Below are 16,611 nucleotides of genomic sequence, written 5' to 3' on the forward strand. Positions count from 1 at the left end.
GCGCACCTCGGTGGGCGGTCGCCTGCCGAGGGCGCGGGTCGGCGACGCACCCCCCGCGAGCGGCTCCTGGGCGGACTCATCCGCCGCGGCCGACTCGCCGTCCGCCTGCAGCGTGAGCCGGCCCGGTGGTGGCAGTTCGACCAGGCCGGCTGACCCCGGAGCGTTCGGCTTCGGCGATCCGACGCGTGCGGCCCTGCCGGCCCAGGTCCCCCAAGCCGGCCGGGCCCCAACGGTTGAACCGGTGGAGTCGGCGGCGGACCGTCTTGCGGCTGCGCCTCAGCTGATCCGCGACGGCAGGCACTCGGTGTCCGGGGTGACGGCAGAACCTGGTGCGGGGTGCGGGATTCCTCTTTCGCCGGGGTGATGTCCTGGTGGGGTGGGGGTGGTCCGGCTGCTCGGGGGCGGGTGCTGGCCGTGGTGTTGCGGGCACGGATGATCGAGCCGCTGCCGCCGACAGCAGTGCTCTGGGTGCCCCCGGCCGACGGCCGGGGAGGGAGTTCGACGACAGGGCCCGGGGTCGCGGGGTGTTCCTAGCAGGGGTCCGACGGGCCGGGGGCCGTCGTGGCGCGCAACAGGTCGCGTACGAGGGCGATCCGGTGGTCCGCTTCCTGCTCGGACGCGGCGTCGATCACGACATGGCCGTGCCGGCTTCCGGAGTTCCTGATCTCCGGGACCGTGTCGCCCGGCGTGAAGGGGAACTTCAGCTCGTGCACGAAGGGAAGCGCGCGGATGTCGTCCAGCCCCTCCACGGACACGAGGCGTCCGGGACGGAGCTGGAAGAAGGAGACGCACCCCACCCGGTGGGCGGTGTCGACCTGGACCGGTTTGCCGTTGAGCGCGCGGAAGATGGCCGCCTCGATGTCGAACCCGGAGGCGAGCGCGATGGCCCGATGGATCCGGTCGCCCGGGGCGCGGGTCTGCGACTCGACGATCCTTGGACCGTCCGGCGTCAGGATGACCTCCGTGTGTGCCGGGCCGAACCGGTAGCCGGTCTCGCCCAGGAACCGGATGACCAGGTCGGCGACCGCCGCCCGATCGGGTTCGGCCAGGGACGCGGGGTGCACGTGCCCGATCTCGGTGAAGCCGGGCGGCGGCGTCTTCCGCTTGGCCGTGACGCCCACGAGGTGGTGGGAACCCTGCACGGTCAGCGTCTCGACGCTGAACTCGGGCCCGCGCAGATACTCCTCGATCAGCACCGGACCCGTATAGCGCTGGCCGGCGAGCTGCTCCTCCCAGTCGTCCATGTCCGGCTCCTCGTGGATGAGCCGTACCCCGCGGCTGCCGGAGAGAAGGGCCGGCTTGGCCACGACGGGCAGCTCGAACGTCGGCAACAGCGCCCGGGCCTGCCGCGCCGATTCGGCCACGGTGGCCCGCACCGGCGAGAGACCGCGCTCGCGCAGCAGCTGCCGCATCGCCGTCTTGTCGTTGATGACGCGCAGCGCCTGCGGTGGGTTCGGGGCGAGCCCCAGCGCGTGCGCCTCCTCGCAGACGGGGAGCTGGGTGTCCTCGTTACCCAGGTGCAGGACATGCGAGACGCCCAGCCGCGTGGCCGTCTCGGCCACCAGCCGGCGCAGCCCGGCGACGTCCCGGAAGTCGGTGTACAGCAGTTCCTCGGAGTACCGCGCGACCTCGTCCCGGTGGTCCTGCGGGATGCGGTCCGGGTCCCAGATGGAGAAGACCCGAAAGCCCTCCTCGGTGGCCTTGCGCACGTACGCCCGCCACGGCATCACCATGAGGATCTTGTCTGTCATCGGTGCGCTCCCTTCACTCGTACGGCCTGCGGTGGTCCTCATGGCTGCTACGCGCTTTCCCGGGCGACGACGGCCTGCGGGGCGGCCGCTGCGCGCGCGTCGCGCTCGCGGAAGAGCGACCAGTACAGGGCCATCGCGCCGACTCCGAAGAGGCCGAACAGCACGCTCATCCCGACCGCCGGGACCAGTACGCCGACGGCCAGGCAGAGCGAGGCGACGATCATCCCCAGTTGTACGTTGATCTGGTACACGGCCATGTACCTGCTCCGGTCCTCGGCGGGCACCAGATCGGCCAGCAGGACCTGACGGATCGGCACCGACATGATCTCGCCGACGGTGAGCACCACCGCGGCCACGAGCAGGAGCCAGGGGGCGTTGCTCGCCCCCCACACCATGTAGCCGGCCGTGAAGAGTGCGATGCCGCCGAAGATGCGCTGCCGGTCGGACAGGCGGCCGAACAGCCACGCGGCGAACAGCGCCAGGCAGACCACGATGAGGGTGTTCGCCGCCCGCAGGATGCCCAGCATCTCGACGCCGTTGACGGTCGGCCGCCACGGGCCGGTGTCAAGCAGCTGTTGCCGCCCGAACTCCTTGCTGAGGCGCACGGCGATGTAGTACGAGATCTGGATCTCAACGCTGCGGATCAGGAGGGCGGACAGGACCAGCCGGGCGAGGACGCTGTCGCGCAGCGCCGTCATGTAGCCGCCCAGCAGTGTCTTCAGCCATCCACGGCCCTGCACCTCACCGGCGCGGCCGCGCGGCGCGGTCTCGCTGATCGCGACCAGGGTGACGAGTGCGATGAGGCTCGCCAGCACAGCGGCGCCGGCAAGGAGGTAGAAGAAGTACCCGCCGAAGGCGAAGCCGCCCGTGAGGGAACCCAGGAGGAACGCCACGTTGATCGACCAGTAGTTGATCGTGTAGATCTGCGCACGCGTCTCCGGGGTGGATATGTCCACCATCATCGCGTCGTTGGCGGGTACCGCGATGCCGAAGAGGCTGGTGCTGAGCAGATAGCAGCAGAAGGTCACGGTTCCCGAGTGCCACCATGGGGAGTTCGCCAGCGCGAGCAGCACGAGGGCCGCGGCGCTGCCGATCTCGCCGAGCAGGAGGGTGGGGCGCCGGCCGAGGGTGTCGGACATGTGGCCGCCGACGAACGCGCACCCGACGACGGCGACGGCGATCGCGAGGGTCATGAGTCCCGCCGTCGCCGCGCCGTACAGGTGCGAGAAGTGGATCACCATCAGCGGGGCGAGCATGATGTCCAGGAATTTCCGGACGAACCCGACTCCGATGCGCAGCTTCAAGTTCCGGTGTACGTCGGCGGTGATCATGTATGCCTCGAAATCCTGGGGGGACGGCGAAGGGAGCCGGCATCCGGCTCCGAGGTCGGCCGACCGGACATGCCGTTCAGCCGGCCTGGCCCGCGGCCGGACGGGGAGTGGGAAGCGCACGCAGATCCGGTAGCGCGAGCAGGATCGGGGGATCGGTCGGCCTGCTGGGCCGCAGGCGCATCGATACGCGAAGTGCCGTAGGGGCGCCGACCCTTACCGCATCGCGCCGGTCCACGAACAGCAGCCGGCGGGTGCGTTGGTCCAGGCCGGTGGCGCGCGCGGCCGCGACGGCGTGGATGAACCACGTGCCGTGCGGGACGTTCGGCAACACGCAGCGCAACGGGCGGTCGTCGGCCGCCTCGACAATCCTCGCGGCGACTGGCGGGCTCTGGAGGATGGGGGACGGGAAGATCCCCACGTACACCCGCAGGGCCGGGCACCCGCTGGGAAAGGAAATCGTCACGGCCGCCGTGCCGCGTGGCGAACGCGCGTTGTTCTTCGGCGGGGCGGGATTGAGTACGGCGCCCTCCCCGAGGTGACGGAACTGGCTCGGTGGCATGCCGACGCTCTGCGTGAAGTAATTCGTGAACGACCCCAGGCTCTGATATCCCACCGCGGATGAGATGTCCGTGATCGTCCTCGAGGTGTTGATCAGCAGACGTTTTGCCTGATGGATGCGTACCGCAGAAAGAAACCGGCCAGGAGTGATGCCGGTGACGTCCCGAAATGTTCGAGCGAAGTGGAAGCGGCTGAGCAGGGCGCACTTGGAGAGCTCGTCCAGCGAGACCGGCTCGCTGTACCTCTCCCAGATGTACTCGATGGCACGCTCTATGCATTCACGGGTGGCGCCGTCGTGGGCCTCGGGCACTGCTTGGCGTCCGTCTGCTGTCACGACCAGCATTCTGCGCGGCCGTCGTATCGCCCCGGTCGAGCACGGCTCGAGCAGCGCTCGAACCGGGGTGGAACGGCTGCCGCAATCCGGGGTCAGCAATATGGGATATGGCTTGGACTTTCCGCCCCGCGCATGCTGTGAACCAATGCGAGGGCCCGTCATCCCCGCTAGCGGAAGCTGCCAGCGTGAACGAGACGGCGGAGAGGAATTCCAATGGACGAGGTCCGGAAGATTTTGGCTCCGGTGGTGGATCAACTGCTGAAGCCTTTCAGCCATGTCGCCGAAGCCGAGCTGCCGAGCGTGACCGCCATCCATGAACGGTATCCGGGGCTGGCCAGATTTCGTGAGCGTCTCGGGGATACGCCGCTCATCGAGGTCCCGTCGAAGCCCGGCGGCGCGACCATTCTCGCGAAGTGCGAATGGGGAAACCCGGCGGGCTCGGTCAAGGACCGCGTAGCCTACGCGCTGGTGTGCGAGGCCATCAGACGCCACGGGAACCGGCCGGCGGAGGATCTTCGGCTGGTCGAGTACTCGGGTGGGAACCTGGGTCTGGCGCTGTCCTATCTGTGCGCGGAAGCGGAAATCCCCCTGCGTCTGGTCGTGGCGTCGTTCACGTCGGAGAGCGTGTTGGACACATTGCGGTCCCGCGGGACCGCGGTGGACATCGCTCCGCAGGAGGAGGGCTTCCTCGGCACGATCAGGCAGGCGATGCGGATCGCGGACGGAGACGGCTCCTGGCAGCTTCTGTTCCAGCACCTCAACCCCGCCAACCTGACCATGCATCAGGCGACCACGGGCACGGAGATCGTACGGCAGCTGAACGGCCGCAAGCCGCACACCTGGGTCGCCGCCATCGGTACGGGCGGGACCCTCATCGGAGTTCTGAACATGCTGCGCACCGTCAATCCCGGTGTGCGGGCGGTGGGCGTGACGCCGGCGGAATCCCCGTACGGGCACGGCGGGGCTCCGGCGACTCCCCGGGGACTGTGCGGCACCGGTGGACTCGGATACGGCCTCAAACAGCCGTTCGTGAAGGCGTACGAGAACGACGTCGCCGCGCACCGCCAGGTCTCCTATCCGGAAGCACTTGAGGGTGCCGCGGAGTTCTTCAGCCTGACCGGCACGCGCATCGGTACGTCCGCCTCGGCGAACTGGCTGGTCGCGCGCGAGATCGCCGCACAGCTGCCCCCCGACGAGGTGGTGGTCACCCTGTTCGCCGACGCCGGGAATCCCGAGCAGTGGGAGGCGGTGGGCACATGACCACGACACCCACGGGACCACTGGCGAGGCCCGAGCACGTCCTGGAGCAGTTCCGGGATCTTGCGGTCGGCCCGACCAGGTTCATGACCGTGTACGCCTGCTACGAGCTCGGGGTCCTGGACCATCTCCGGAAGAACGACGGTACCGGGGTGTCGGCCGCGCAGATGGCCGCGGTGGCCGGCATCCGGCCGGACGCCGTCGAGCAACTGCTGCACCTGCTCGTCAAGGAGGACTTCGTCGTCTACGACGAGAGCACCGGCGGCTACCGGGCCGGCGGCCTCGCCCGCCTCTCCGACGACGAGTTCGCCCGGGCCATGCGCCTGATGACCATGATCAAGGAGGTCTGCCTCCGGCAGCTCTACCACCTGGCCGACAGCGTGCGGACGGGAACGGTGGTGGGCCTGGAAAAGATCTTCGGGTTCCATGGCAACCTCTACGAGGCGTGTGCCGAACACGATGAGCTCCGTACCGCATGGTCCGCGATGATGGATCAGACGACGTCCCTCATCGACCCATGGTTCTTCGAGAACGTCGACATCGAGCACGGCAGCAGGGTGCTGGACCTGGCGGGGCATACCGGACTGGGCGCGATCCTGACGTGCAAGTACAATCCGGAAAAGAATCTGCAGGTAGCCTGCTTCGATTTCCCGGAGAAGCGGGATGACGCGCTGGAGAATTTCCGCGCGCACGGTGTCGAGGAATCCTGCTCCTTCATCGGCGGCGATGTGTTCGACGGCCTCCCCGAAGGCTTCGGAGTTGTCCTGGTGAAGCATTTCCTGGATCAGCTCGGCAAGGAAAACGTATTCCGGGTGCTGCGCGCCGTGTACGAGTGCCTGGAACCCGGCGGCCGGATCTACGCCCTGGTCCCGACCTACCCGGAGGACGTGAAGGACTCGAGCCAGGCAGATTTCTTCCCGGCGTATTTCCTCGGCTGCAGCACGGCCGAGGGCGGTCCGCAGAAGGTCTCCACCTACAAGCAGTGGATGGAGGAATGCGGTTTCACCGCCATAGAGACGATCACTCACGAGTCGGACCTGCGGCCGCCCGAGATGATCCATGTGCATAGCATTCTCTGCGGAGTAAAGGAATAGTCGGTGAAAAAGCGCATCCTGCTGGTGCACAGCCGGTCCGGTCCGCCCCTTGATTTCGCGCTGCCCCGGCTGGCCGCCCGGGCGGAGATCCACGTGCTCGCGTTCCAGCCGCTGCCGGCCGGGACGGAGGAGTACTGCGCCTCGGTCATCCCCGCCCACGAGCGGCGGCTGAAGGGGGACGAGCTGGTCGACGCGATCGTGGAGGCGGCCGGCCAGGTCGGTGCGGACGCGCTGTGCGGCCTGTCGGAGTACACGGTGGTTCCGGTGGCCCTGGCGGCCGACCGGCTGGGCCTTCCCGGCCCGGGTCGGGGGGCGGCGTCATCGCGCGACAAGCGACTGATGCGGGCCGCGTGGGCGAAGGCCGGGGTGCCGCAACCGGCGTACCGGACGGTGGCTTCGGCGGCGGACCTGCGCCAGGCGTTCCGCGAGTTGCGGCCGCCGCTGTTGCTGAAGTCGGCGTGGGGCGCCGGCTCGACCGCGCAGCTCGTCATCTCCTCCGAGGAGCAGATCGGGCCGGCGTGGGAGGAGGCGACGTCGGTGATGAGGACGGCGGATGCGACGAACGTCCTGATGCTGGAGGTGCCGGGCGCGGAGAACGACTTCCTCGCCGAGGAGATCATCCCGGGGACGACGCGGTCCTGGTGGGAGGACGGAAGCGGCTACGGTGACTATCTGAGCGTGGAGGGAATAGTCGTCGAGGGTGTGTATCACCCGGTCTGCATCACGTCGAGGCTGCCGACGATCCCGCCCTTCATGGAGCTGTGCAACATAGCGCCGTGCGAACTCCCGGTACGGCTGCAGCGTGCGATCGAATCGGTGGCTCGCGCCGCGGTCGATGCTCTCGGGCTGCGGACGTGTGGTACGCACACGGAGATCAAGCTGATGGAGGACGGGGGCCTCGCGCTGGTCGAGTCCGCCGCGCGGTTCGGCGGCGCCACGATCCTCGCGCAAATAGAGCATGTCTACGGCCTCGATCTGGTCGGGATGCTGGCGGATGCGCTGCTCGGGCTCCCGGCCGGCCCGCCGGATTCCATGCTGACCCAGCATGACGCGAAGGGGGCCGCAAGCACGCTGTCCCTCCTCGCCACGAACGCCGCGGGGGACCCGTGGTCGAAGGACCTGGTCTGGGACAGTCGCGTGGTCGATTGGCAGTCCTTGGTGACTCCCGGCACGAGCATCGAGACCGCGCCGGGACTGACGATCCCGGACGGGACGCCCATGCCGAAATACGAGCCCAGCGGCGGGAAGATGGGGCTCGGCGGAGTCCTCTACATGACGTCGGCGGATTCCGGGACGCTCGTGCACGACGCGTACGCGGTTCTGAACGGCCTGGAGGATGCGCTGGCGCAAGGCTGGCATGAGCGGACCGCACCCGTGATTCCGGAAGGAAATGGGGGGTTGAGCACATGAGCGGCATCGACATCCGGCGCATCGGCGGCCGAATAGGGGCCGAGATCACCGGTATCGACCTGGGCGCCACGATCTCGGATCAGCTGTTCTCCGAGATCAAGAAGGCATTCCTCGACTACAAGGTGCTGTTCTTCCGTGACCAGGACATCAGTGACGAACAGCAGTTGGCCTTCGCCGGCCGGTTCGGCCCGCTCACCCACCGGCATCCGCTGATGCGGACCGCCGAGCAGAGCCCGCAGGTCCTCGTCGTGGACGGGGAGGATCAACGCGCCAACCACTGGCACTGCGACATCAGCTTCACCGAGACGCCGTCCCTGGGAACCTCGCTGCGGAGTGTGGTGCTGCCGCCCTACGGCGGAGACACGCTGGTGGCAAGTGGCGAGGCCGGCTACCGGGATCTCCCCGCCGAGTTGCGGGAGATCGCCGATCGGCTGTGGGCGGTGCACACCAACCGGGCGGAACAGCCGCGCCTGGGCACCAGGCGTGGTGACGAAGTGCGCCGGGCGTTCCTGGCCAAGCGGTTCGAGACCGCGCACCCGGTCGTCCGGGTCCACCCGGAGACGGGCGAACCGTCCCTGTTCCTCGGCGGCTTCGCACAGCGACTGGTGGGAATGAGTCTGCGGGAATCGCGGCCGATCATCGATGTGCTGCAATCCTACGCACTGCGTCCGGAAAACCAGGTGCGCTGGAACTGGCGGCCGGGGGACGTGCTCATTTTCGACAATCGCTGCACGCAGCATTACGGCGTCGACGACTACGACGGCCACCGGCGGCTGCTGCACCGGGTCTCGGTCACCGGCGATGTGCCTGTCGGCCTGGACGGCAAACGCAGCTACGTGATCCATGCCGGCGACGGGGACGAGGAAGGGCAATAGACATGGCGACACCGGATTCGTTCGCCCGGCGGCTTCGCGCCCGCGAGCAGCTTGCCGGTTACTGGATCGCGTGTGACAACCCGGTCGCGGTCGAACGCATCGCCCGGCTCGGCTATGACTACATCGGGGTCGACGGGCAGCACGGGGTGCTGTCGCAGCCGGGCTGGAGCGCCGCGATGATGGCGGTGGACGCGGGACAACGCGCGGCGGGCCTCATCCGGGTTCCCTCCGTGGATCCTGTGGCCATCGGCGCCGCTCTGGACACCGGTGCGCGTGGCGTGATCGTGCCCATGGTCGAAACACCGGAGCAGGCCGCGGCGGCGGTGCGGGCCACCAGGCACTGGCCTGCCGGAAGCCGCAGTCTGGCCGGCCCCGTGCGGGCACAGTTCCGGCTCGGTGACGTCCCGGCCGAGATCGACGAGGGCGTGGTCTGCATCGTCATGATCGAGACGAAGGCCGCCCTGGACAACCTGGAGAAGATCTGCGCGACTCCGGGCCTGGACGCCGTCTACCTGGGACCGGCCGACCTGTCCGTGGCTCTGGGCGGACGGTACTTCGGTGATCCCGCGGTGCAGCCGGCGCTGCTGGAAGCGACGACCGCCATCGCCGAAGCCGCACGACACGCGGGTATCGCAAGCGGCATCCACTGCCTGGACGGGGAGAGCGCGGCCCGCTGGCTGTCGGACGGTTACACCTTCGCCACCATTTCCAGCGATATCACCCACCTGGAACAGGTCGCGGCCGCGCACCTGGCAGCGGCCCGGGGGGCGGGAGTCTCATGAGCCCGGAAGGCCGGATCTACCAGTCCATGGAGGAACTGGTCGGCGGCACTCCCCTGCTGCGGTATCGGCTGCCGGGTGTCCCGGCCGGTGCGCGGACCCTGGCGAAGCTCGAGATGCTGAACCCGCTCGCCAACGTCAAGGACCGGGCGGTGCTCTACATGTTCCGTGCCGCCCAGCAGTCGGGGGAGCTGCCGCCAGGGGGGACGGTCATCGAGTGCTCGTCCGGGAGCACCGGCATCTCCCTTGCCGCGCTGTGCCTCCTGCATGGCCACCGCTGCATCATCGTCATGCCGGACAACGCCACGGTGGAACGGCAGCTGATCCTGCGCAAGCTGGGGGCTGAGATCAAGTTCGTGCCCCATGGCGACGGATTGCCGGCCGCATGGGAATACGCGGAGCGGCTGCAGAAGTCCATACCCGGCTCCTGGCTGCCGCACCAGGACACCAACCCCGCCAATGTGCTGGCGCATTATGAGACCACCGGCCCCGAGCTGTGGCGGGATACCGCGGGCGACATTGATGTGCTGGTCTGCGGCGTCGGCACGGGCGGGACGCTGACCGGGGTCGCACGTTTCCTCAAGGAACGACGCGATGTCCATGTGGTCGCGGTCGAGCCCACCAGGTCCGCCGTCCTTTCGGGAGGCGAAGCGGGACCCCATTGCATCCCCGGAATCGGGGCGGGGTACGTCTCGGAAATCATGGACGTTTCGCTCATCGACGAGGTGATCGCGGTGTCGGACGACGACGCGGCCACCACGAGCCGGGAGATCACCCAGGCCACCGGACTGCTCGCCGGCATATCGTCGGGGGCGGCGGCACATGCCGCCCGTATCGTGTCCAGGCAGCCGCAATGGTCTGAGGCGACGATCGTCTCGGTGTTTCCCGATTCCGGTGAACGCTATCTCTCGGTCGGGGCGGATTAGGACGGGTGCAGTTCCCTTGCGGTGAAGGCCGGGGGAACGCTGCGGTGGCGTGAGGGGAATCGAGTCCGCCCTCTCCGAGAGCGTCCGGGCCCGTTTCGTTGGTCCTGTCCGGCACCCACAGCCGGCCGATCACCTGGCCGCCCGCCGGTCACCGCGGCCGGCAGGCGCGCGGCATACCGGCCGGCCCACCGGGGCAGACGCGCCGAACAACCCGGCGGATCGTCGCTGTCCCCGGCGCGGTCCGCACGGCGAACGCCGGGGCGGTGCGGGGCCCGGGCCGGGTGCGGATCCGGCGGGCCGAGCGGCCGGTTCCTCCAGCCCCAGCCGGTCTCGGCCCTCCGATCGCGGCGACTTGATCAGGCAGACGACGGCGGGCCGGCGGCACTTCGAAGCTCCGGTGCTCCGGGGCGACTTGTCGAGGTCACCCGGTCACCGGAGCTTCATTGCGCTGGTGCCGAGACGCCGCTGTGACCAGGGTCAGGAGGTGGGCGGTCCCGGGTCTGCGCGTCCGGTGGTCGCCTGCATCAGTCCGCTGTGGCCATGGCGACGGCGGACTCACCGTGGGCCGGATGACGCTGAGGACGGTCCGGGAGGGCAATACGTGCGGGCCGCACCACGCCGTCCTCACCTCGCACCTGGATCCGGATGGTGTCCCGCAGGACCTCCTCGGCACGGCGGACCGCCATGTCGCCGGTAGCCGCAGCAGCGGCCACCAGCCCCAGACGGTCCCAGGAATCCTCGACCGCGCGGACCGTGTCGCCCGGCTTCACCCACATCTGGGCCGCCAGGACACCCGGCTCCGCTCGCGCATCCTCTACCCCTGTTATCGATTCCACCTGTCCCGGGCCGCTGACCAGGAATCGAACGGCGGCGGCGCCACGCGCCCGCGGCGGCCGGGAAATTTCGGGCACCAGCCTGAACGGCCAGCCGAGCGCGTAGGTTTCCAGATCGATTCCGTAGGCACCGCGCACGAGTTGGTTGATGGCGCCGCCACCGAAACGGTTGTGCGACTCTATGACCACCGGCCCCCGCTCACCGAGCCTGAACTCGGTGTGCGCGGGCCCGTCCCGCAGCTCCATGGCATCGAGGAAACGACTCACGGCGTCCAGCACGCCGGCCTGGGCGGCGTCATCCAGCCGGGTGGGCATGACGTGGGAGAAAGCCGCGAAACTGTCGGCGGCGAGCTGCGTCTCGGTGATTCCGATCAGCACATGACGGCCGTCGAAGCTGAAGGATTCCGCGCTGAATTGAGGTCCGTCGACATATTCTTCCATCATGAAGCCATCAACGGAGAACGGCATGGTCGTACGGGCCATGGGATGCCCGCTCAGCGCACTCACCGTGTGCCATGCCGTGTCCGCCGCTTCAGGGCCGGTGACCAGGGACACCCCGTAACTTCCCGTGCCGTTCGTCGGCTTGATGACGAACGGATAGCCGTGTTCGTCGGCGAACTCGTCGAGGTCACGTCGCTTCGCCAGCGGCGCCGCGGCGGCGGTGGCCGCTCCGTTGCCGGCCGCGACCAGGCGACGGCGCATGGCCAGTTTGTCCCTGAAGCGCCTGGCCGCCTCGAGCCCCGTGCCGCCCAGGCCGAAGAGATCATTGAGCAGGCCCGCGCCTTCCAGGCCGGGCTCCGTGAGGGAGACAACGGCGGTGAATCCCGTTGTCTTCCACAGCTCACGGGCCGCTGTTTCCAGCGCGGTCAGATCCGTGTAGTCCACGGCCCGGACGACGTCGGCCAGTTCGCACGGCGCCTCCGCAAGTTTCTGGGGATGCTGGAGCACGAGGACGCGCAGGCCCAGGTCCTTCGCCTTTCTCACCGTACCTTCAGTGGCGCCGACGAGGAGCACCGTCGAATCCGCTTGCACGCTTCCTCCGCTTTTTCCGGGGCGAGGACGAGATGGCGAGGGACAGGCCGGCCGATCAGGGCATCCACGCTATTTTGGGCAGTGCGTCATGCGATGTGCGTAATGCTTTTTCAGGTAGCACATGGGTGTCATCGGGTATGTCCGTGAGGACGACGGCTTGTGCCCCGATGACCGCTCTGTGGCCGATGTTCACCGGTCCGAGTACGGTGGCGCCGGCACCGAGCACGCAACCGCTGCCGACCACCGGGTGCCGCCGTTCTCCGGGCAGCCTGCGGTTGTCCCGCCGCCAGCCGACCGCTCCGAGGGTGACCTGGTGATAGATGGTGACGTCATCGCCCACCACTGCTGTCTCGCCGATGACAACGGCCGCACCGTGATCGATGAATACTCTGCGGCCCAGCGTGGCACCCGGATGGATCTCCGTACCGGTGAGCGCCCGGGCACCTGCCATCAGGGCACGCGCGGTCAGCCGGGAGCCTCGCTTGTGGAGCAGGTGCGCCACGCGGTGGACGCACAGGGCGGGCAGTGCCGGATGCAGCAGGGCTTCCGCGACCGTTCGTATGGACGGGTCACGCTCGACAATGGTGCGGATGTCCTCGATGAAAAGCCGGATCAGGTCCGCCGGTCCGTACCGCTCCGGCGGGTCGGGCTCCCGGGTCGGTTCCTGCCGCCCGCGTTCGGCCAGGAGCCTGGTGGACAGGACATTCCCCGCCGGTGAGTCGGCATCGTGCCGGGACGGATCTCGGCTGGATCGTCGTCGCCTGTTCATCGTGTCCTCCCGGCCGTGTGTCTGGAAACGTCGACGGGGTTACGCCGCAAGAGCGGGGACGGCCCACCGAGTGACCTCGTGGAGCGCTGCGTCCTTGCGCCCGCGCAGGCTCATGGCGGTATTGCGTACGAGCGACCGGACCGTGCCCGTTCCCTGGTCCAGCAGACCCTGGCGGCGGGAGAGGAGCACCACCCGAGTGGTGCGTTCCACGCGCTGCCGCTGGTACGCGCGAAGCGCGGTACCGAAGTCGCCGCGACCGCCGTTCACGACGTGCGTGCGCAGTTCCGAGGCGAGGACGACGGCGTCTTCGAGCGCCATGTTCGCCGCTTGTCCGAGGGCCGGGGCCATGGGATGCGCCGCGTCGCCGAGCAGGACCACGCGGCCGTCCACCCACCGCGATACGGGGTCACGGTCGTGGACGTCCGTGACCGCGACATCGGCGGGGTCGCTGCCGGTGATCAGCCGCACGATCGGGTCGGGCCATCCGGCGATCAGCTCCGCCAACCGTCGTTGCGCCGCCTCCGGGCCGAGCTGCCGCCAGGTTCCGGGAGGAGCGGTGATCTTGGCCGTCCAGTACAGCGTGCCATCGGCGACCGGAGCGGCGAATATCTGCACGCCGTTGCCGTTGGCCACGAAGCCCTGGGGCCATGGCCAGTTGCCCGGCGTGTGGCTGCGTACCGATGTGTAGCCGCAGTACCGGGGCGGTCCGTCCGCGAGCATCCGCTCGCGCACCGACGACCAGATCCCGTCCGCGGCCACCAGCAGGTCCGCGGTGTGGGTGCTGCCGTCGGACAGGTGCACGGAGATCGGGCCGCGATCCGTCGTCGTGTAGTCGGACACCACCGTGCCCATCCGGACCTCGGCACCGGCGGAGGAGACGGCGGCGATCAGCGATTCCTGTGCGGCCGTGCGCAGGATGGAGATCGGCGGGGTTCCGTCGGGCCAGCCCAGTCGGCCGATCTTCTCTCGCGCGAGGATCCGGCCGGAGGCGCTGAGCAGCAGCCGCTCCTCCTCCGGCCCTATCACGTGCCCGGATTCGCGGATGCGCCGGCCGAGCCGACGGCTGATGGCGTCCGCGGCGGCAACGCCGTTCGGGTAGAGCATCAGGCCCGAGCCCGCGGGCTCGAAGCTCTGTGCGCGTTCGACGACCGTCACCTCGAGGCCACAACGTGCGAGTGCGGCCGCTGCGGCCAGGCCGCCGATGCCGCCACCCACGACGGTCGCGGTGAATCGCTTGGCCGTCATGGCCGCACCGCCAGGCCCGCCGGATTGTCGGTGCTCCTGTAAGACATGACTACAAGGGTGTTCGATCCGGGCCGTTCATCCATCTCTGATATTGCTCAGCCGCATGGCGCACGCGAGGTGGCGGAGACACGCGCCTTCCGCAAGCGCGATCGTCGAGCCAACTCAGCGGCGCGGGCTGCGACGTCGGCGACGAGCAGGTCCCCGAGGACGGTCGCCGCCGACCGTGCCGGTACGGGGGCCTTGAGTGCCGGGCCGGACCAGCGCGGCCGGGGCCCGCGGCTCCTCCGCCTCGGCGAGCGCCCAGAACTCGCACGTCCCCACGCCTCCCTCCGCCCCCGCCCCGCGCCCTGCGCCGAGTCCAGGAGGAAGGTGATCGGGGGGCGGGATCAGGCCCACGGTCAGCAGGGCGCCGGTGGCCGGCCGAACCGGACGAGGCCCGGCAGGCCTTGTGGGCGTTGCCGGACCCGGGCGCCGGGAAGTACTCAGGCGGGCTCGGGTGCGCTGAACACCGCGACGCAGTTCTGGCCGCCGAACCCGAAGGCGTTCGCCATCGCCGTCCGCACGGGCATCCGCCGGGCGACGTTGGCCACATGGTCCAGGTCGCACTCGGGGTCGGGCGAGTCCAGATTGATCGTGGGCGGCACGACGCCGTCACGGATGGCCATGGCGCACACCATCGCGCCCAGGGCGCCCGCGCCGCCGAGCAGATGGCCGACGCTCGACTTCGGGCTGCTCACGGCCACCCGGTCCGCCGCCGCGCCGAGCGCCGCGCGGATGGCCGCGGACTCGGTGCGGTCGTTGGCCTTGGTGGACGTGCCGTGGGCGCAGATGTAATCGAGGTCCTCGGGCGCGATCCCGGCCCGCTGGACGGCGGTGCTGATCGCGGCCGAGGCGTACTCGCCCTCCGGGTGCGGGGCGGTGACGTGGAAGGCGTCGCAGGTCAACGCGCCACCGCTGACGGCGGCGTACGGGGTGGCCCCGCGTCGGCGGGCGTGCTCGGCGGACTCCAGGACCATGATCACCGCCCCCTCGCCCAGCACGAAGCCCTCCCGGTCGACGTCGAAGGGACGGCTCGCCCGGGTGGGGTCGTCGTTGCGCCGGGAGAGCGCACCCAGGGTGGACAGACCGTTCATGAACGACCGTGTGATCTGCGCGTCGGTGCCGCCGCAGACCACCACGTCCGCCTCACCGGACAGGATCAGGCGCCGCGCGTCCAGCAGCGCGTACAGGCCGCTCGCACAGGCCAGCGCGTTGGCGTTGACGGGGCCGTGGATGCCGAGGTCGATCGCCACCTCGCAACTGGGCATGTTCGTCAGCGAGTAGGGCACGAAGTAGGAGCTCGGCTCCCGGCCGTCGACCAGCAGCCGGGTGGCCGCCTCGATGGTGTCGAAGCCCGCCGCCCCGGCGTTCACCACGACCGACACCCGGTCCCGGTTGTCGTCGTCGATGTCGAGCTTCGCGTCGGCCACCGCCTCGCGCGCCGCCACGACGGCGAACGCCGTGAACCGGGAGATGCGCCGGGTGCGTTTGGCGTCAAAATGCTCGGAAGGCCGGAACGACTTCACTTCGCCGGCGATCCGGGTGTCCAGTCCCGTGGGATCGAAAACGGTGATGGGCGCGATGCCCGACCGGCCCGCCACGATCGCTTCCCAGCTGCTCTCCCGGTCATTTCCGACCGGCGTCAGCGCGCCTATGCCTGTGATTACGACGTCATCATGCATTGCACCGACAATACGCGGGCCGATCGACGCGGGCAATACTCTTCCAACGGGCATCCTCCGGGCCGCAGGACCGAATCTGGACACCGTGGCGAGCCGGTGCGACAGTGGGAAATCGCACAGATCAAGAAAAGACCTGCGCCTTGCCACAACCGCCGCCTTCCGGGCCTTTCTCGATGCCCGTCAGGGCCTGCCCGAACCCTGGACACGGCGATGTTGATGCAGGTCAGAGCCTCCTTCAACGGCTACGGAACGGAATCGGCTCCACGCGTTTCCACCCCTCCGACCGTCAGCGAAATTCCAGTTTTCTTTGCGAATTCATCAAGGATGCTTCCAGTACCTTTCAAGGATTTATCGAGTGCGACTGCAGAGAGTGTGAAAGCGCACCCACATCGCCTGCGGCTCGCTTTCCGCGCAACCCTGAGGAGTAACTCCATGTCCCAGTCCACTGAGGTGACCGCGGAGTCCGTGCACGGGCTGATCCGCACCGAACTCATCGCCCTCGGAATTCCGGAGGAGGACACCTCCGCGGAGACCGTCATCGACACGCTGGAGATCGACTCGCTCGACCTCGCCGACCTGCTGGTCACGGTGCAACGTGAGTACGGCGTGAACATCCGGCGCGCCGACCTGGCCGGGGTCACCGTCGGCGGGCTGGTGGACCGCGTCCTCGCCGGCGCCGACGGCCGCTGACGGCGA

At 69.0% G+C, this 16,611-nt stretch carries 15 protein-coding genes; 7 read left to right on the forward strand and 8 right to left on the reverse strand.

Annotated features, from left to right (window positions below; genetic code table 11):
• Window positions 1–76: 76 nt before the first annotated feature.
• The 4 genes from FB563_RS45360 to FB563_RS41355 all read right to left on the reverse strand — a co-directional run bounded on the left by FB563_RS45360 (window position 77) and on the right by FB563_RS41355 (window position 3,974).
• On the reverse strand, window positions 77–430 hold the full coding sequence (locus FB563_RS45360) for a helix-turn-helix domain-containing protein (protein WP_341874459.1): 354 nt from the start codon (window positions 428–430) through the stop codon (window positions 77–79).
• A gap of 100 nt (window positions 431–530) precedes the next feature.
• On the reverse strand, window positions 531–1,751 hold the full coding sequence (locus FB563_RS41345) for an ATP-grasp domain-containing protein (protein WP_079048712.1): 1,221 nt from the start codon (window positions 1,749–1,751) through the stop codon (window positions 531–533).
• 47 nt (window positions 1,752–1,798) lie between these two features.
• Window positions 1,799–3,082 carry an MFS transporter gene (locus FB563_RS41350; protein WP_055705634.1) on the reverse strand — a complete coding sequence of 428 codons (1,284 nt, stop codon included), beginning with the start codon at window positions 3,080–3,082 and terminating at the stop codon, window positions 1,799–1,801.
• A 76-nt stretch (window positions 3,083–3,158) separates the two neighbouring features.
• On the reverse strand, window positions 3,159–3,974 hold the full coding sequence (locus FB563_RS41355) for a helix-turn-helix domain-containing protein (protein ID WP_159045492.1): 816 nt from the start codon (window positions 3,972–3,974) through the stop codon (window positions 3,159–3,161).
• Between the two features lie 213 nt (window positions 3,975–4,187).
• Between FB563_RS41355 and FB563_RS41360 the strand changes: the two genes are divergently transcribed.
• From FB563_RS41360 to FB563_RS41385, 6 genes are all read left to right on the forward strand, one after another.
• Window positions 4,188–5,234, forward strand: coding sequence for a PLP-dependent cysteine synthase family protein (locus FB563_RS41360; protein ID WP_055705636.1), 1,047 nt, complete (start codon window positions 4,188–4,190; stop codon window positions 5,232–5,234).
• Window positions 5,231–6,325 carry a methyltransferase gene (locus FB563_RS41365; RefSeq protein WP_107100591.1) on the forward strand — a complete coding sequence of 365 codons (1,095 nt, stop codon included), beginning with the start codon at window positions 5,231–5,233 and terminating at the stop codon, window positions 6,323–6,325. The genes FB563_RS41360 and FB563_RS41365 overlap by 4 nt, the downstream gene beginning before the upstream one ends.
• A gap of 93 nt (window positions 6,326–6,418) precedes the next feature.
• Window positions 6,419–7,735, forward strand: coding sequence for an ATP-grasp domain-containing protein (locus tag FB563_RS41370; protein WP_142219279.1), 1,317 nt, complete (start codon window positions 6,419–6,421; stop codon window positions 7,733–7,735).
• Window positions 7,732–8,610: a TauD/TfdA dioxygenase family protein gene (locus FB563_RS41375; RefSeq protein WP_055705638.1), complete on the forward strand. Its 879-nt coding sequence runs from the start codon at window positions 7,732–7,734 to the stop codon at window positions 8,608–8,610. Before FB563_RS41370 ends, FB563_RS41375 begins: the two co-directional genes overlap by 4 nt.
• 2 nt (window positions 8,611–8,612) lie before the next feature.
• Entirely contained in the window at window positions 8,613–9,392 is a 780-nt protein-coding gene (locus tag FB563_RS41380) for an HpcH/HpaI aldolase family protein (protein WP_055705639.1), read from the forward strand.
• The gene (locus FB563_RS41385) at window positions 9,389–10,315 is read left to right on the forward strand and encodes a PLP-dependent cysteine synthase family protein (protein ID WP_055705640.1); all 927 of its coding nucleotides are present in this window, start codon (window positions 9,389–9,391) and stop codon (window positions 10,313–10,315) included. The genes FB563_RS41380 and FB563_RS41385 overlap by 4 nt, the downstream gene beginning before the upstream one ends.
• Window positions 10,316–10,839: 524 nt before the next feature.
• On the opposite strand, the gene FB563_RS41390 is transcribed toward FB563_RS41385, so the two are convergent.
• From FB563_RS41390 to fabF, 4 genes are all read right to left on the reverse strand, one after another.
• Window positions 10,840–12,180: an ATP-grasp domain-containing protein gene (locus FB563_RS41390; protein WP_142219280.1), complete on the reverse strand. Its 1,341-nt coding sequence runs from the start codon at window positions 12,178–12,180 to the stop codon at window positions 10,840–10,842.
• Between the two features lie 55 nt (window positions 12,181–12,235).
• The gene (gene epsC, locus FB563_RS41395) at window positions 12,236–12,949 is read right to left on the reverse strand and encodes a serine O-acetyltransferase EpsC (protein WP_199832781.1); all 714 of its coding nucleotides are present in this window, start codon (window positions 12,947–12,949) and stop codon (window positions 12,236–12,238) included.
• 39 nt (window positions 12,950–12,988) lie between these two features.
• Entirely contained in the window at window positions 12,989–14,194 is a 1,206-nt protein-coding gene (locus FB563_RS41400; protein ID WP_055705643.1) for an FAD-dependent monooxygenase, read from the reverse strand.
• 482 nt (window positions 14,195–14,676) lie between these two features.
• The gene (fabF, locus tag FB563_RS41405; RefSeq protein ID WP_055705644.1) at window positions 14,677–15,915 is read right to left on the reverse strand and encodes a beta-ketoacyl-ACP synthase II; all 1,239 of its coding nucleotides are present in this window, start codon (window positions 15,913–15,915) and stop codon (window positions 14,677–14,679) included.
• 432 nt (window positions 15,916–16,347) lie between these two features.
• On the opposite strand from fabF, the gene FB563_RS41410 reads away from it, so the two are divergent.
• The gene (locus FB563_RS41410; RefSeq protein WP_055705645.1) at window positions 16,348–16,605 is read left to right on the forward strand and encodes an acyl carrier protein; all 258 of its coding nucleotides are present in this window, start codon (window positions 16,348–16,350) and stop codon (window positions 16,603–16,605) included.
• The last annotated feature ends 6 nt before the right edge of the window (window positions 16,606–16,611 follow it).

This window comes from Streptomyces puniciscabiei (assembly GCF_006715785.1).
In the GTDB taxonomy this organism is placed as follows: domain Bacteria; phylum Actinomycetota; class Actinomycetes; order Streptomycetales; family Streptomycetaceae; genus Streptomyces; species Streptomyces puniciscabiei.

What these genes read in the sequence shown, in the direction of transcription:
- FB563_RS41385 (WP_055705640.1), top strand. Translation starts at nt 9,389, where the DNA reads ATGAGCCCGGAAGGCCGGATCTACCAGTCCATGGAGGAACTGGTCGGC.
- FB563_RS41345 (WP_079048712.1), bottom strand. Translation starts at nt 1,751, where the DNA reads ATGACAGACAAGATCCTCATGGTGATGCCGTGGCGGGCGTACGTGCGC.
- FB563_RS41375 (WP_055705638.1), top strand. Translation starts at nt 7,732, where the DNA reads ATGAGCGGCATCGACATCCGGCGCATCGGCGGCCGAATAGGGGCCGAG.
- FB563_RS41360 (WP_055705636.1), top strand. Translation starts at nt 4,188, where the DNA reads ATGGACGAGGTCCGGAAGATTTTGGCTCCGGTGGTGGATCAACTGCTG.
- FB563_RS41410 (WP_055705645.1), top strand. Translation starts at nt 16,348, where the DNA reads ATGTCCCAGTCCACTGAGGTGACCGCGGAGTCCGTGCACGGGCTGATC.
- fabF (WP_055705644.1), bottom strand. Translation starts at nt 15,915, where the DNA reads ATGCATGATGACGTCGTAATCACAGGCATAGGCGCGCTGACGCCGGTC.
- FB563_RS41400 (WP_055705643.1), bottom strand. Translation starts at nt 14,194, where the DNA reads ATGACGGCCAAGCGATTCACCGCGACCGTCGTGGGTGGCGGCATCGGC.
- FB563_RS41380 (WP_055705639.1), top strand. Translation starts at nt 8,613, where the DNA reads ATGGCGACACCGGATTCGTTCGCCCGGCGGCTTCGCGCCCGCGAGCAG.
- FB563_RS41365 (WP_107100591.1), top strand. Translation starts at nt 5,231, where the DNA reads ATGACCACGACACCCACGGGACCACTGGCGAGGCCCGAGCACGTCCTG.
- epsC (WP_199832781.1), bottom strand. Translation starts at nt 12,949, where the DNA reads ATGAACAGGCGACGACGATCCAGCCGAGATCCGTCCCGGCACGATGCC.
- FB563_RS41350 (WP_055705634.1), bottom strand. Translation starts at nt 3,082, where the DNA reads ATGATCACCGCCGACGTACACCGGAACTTGAAGCTGCGCATCGGAGTC.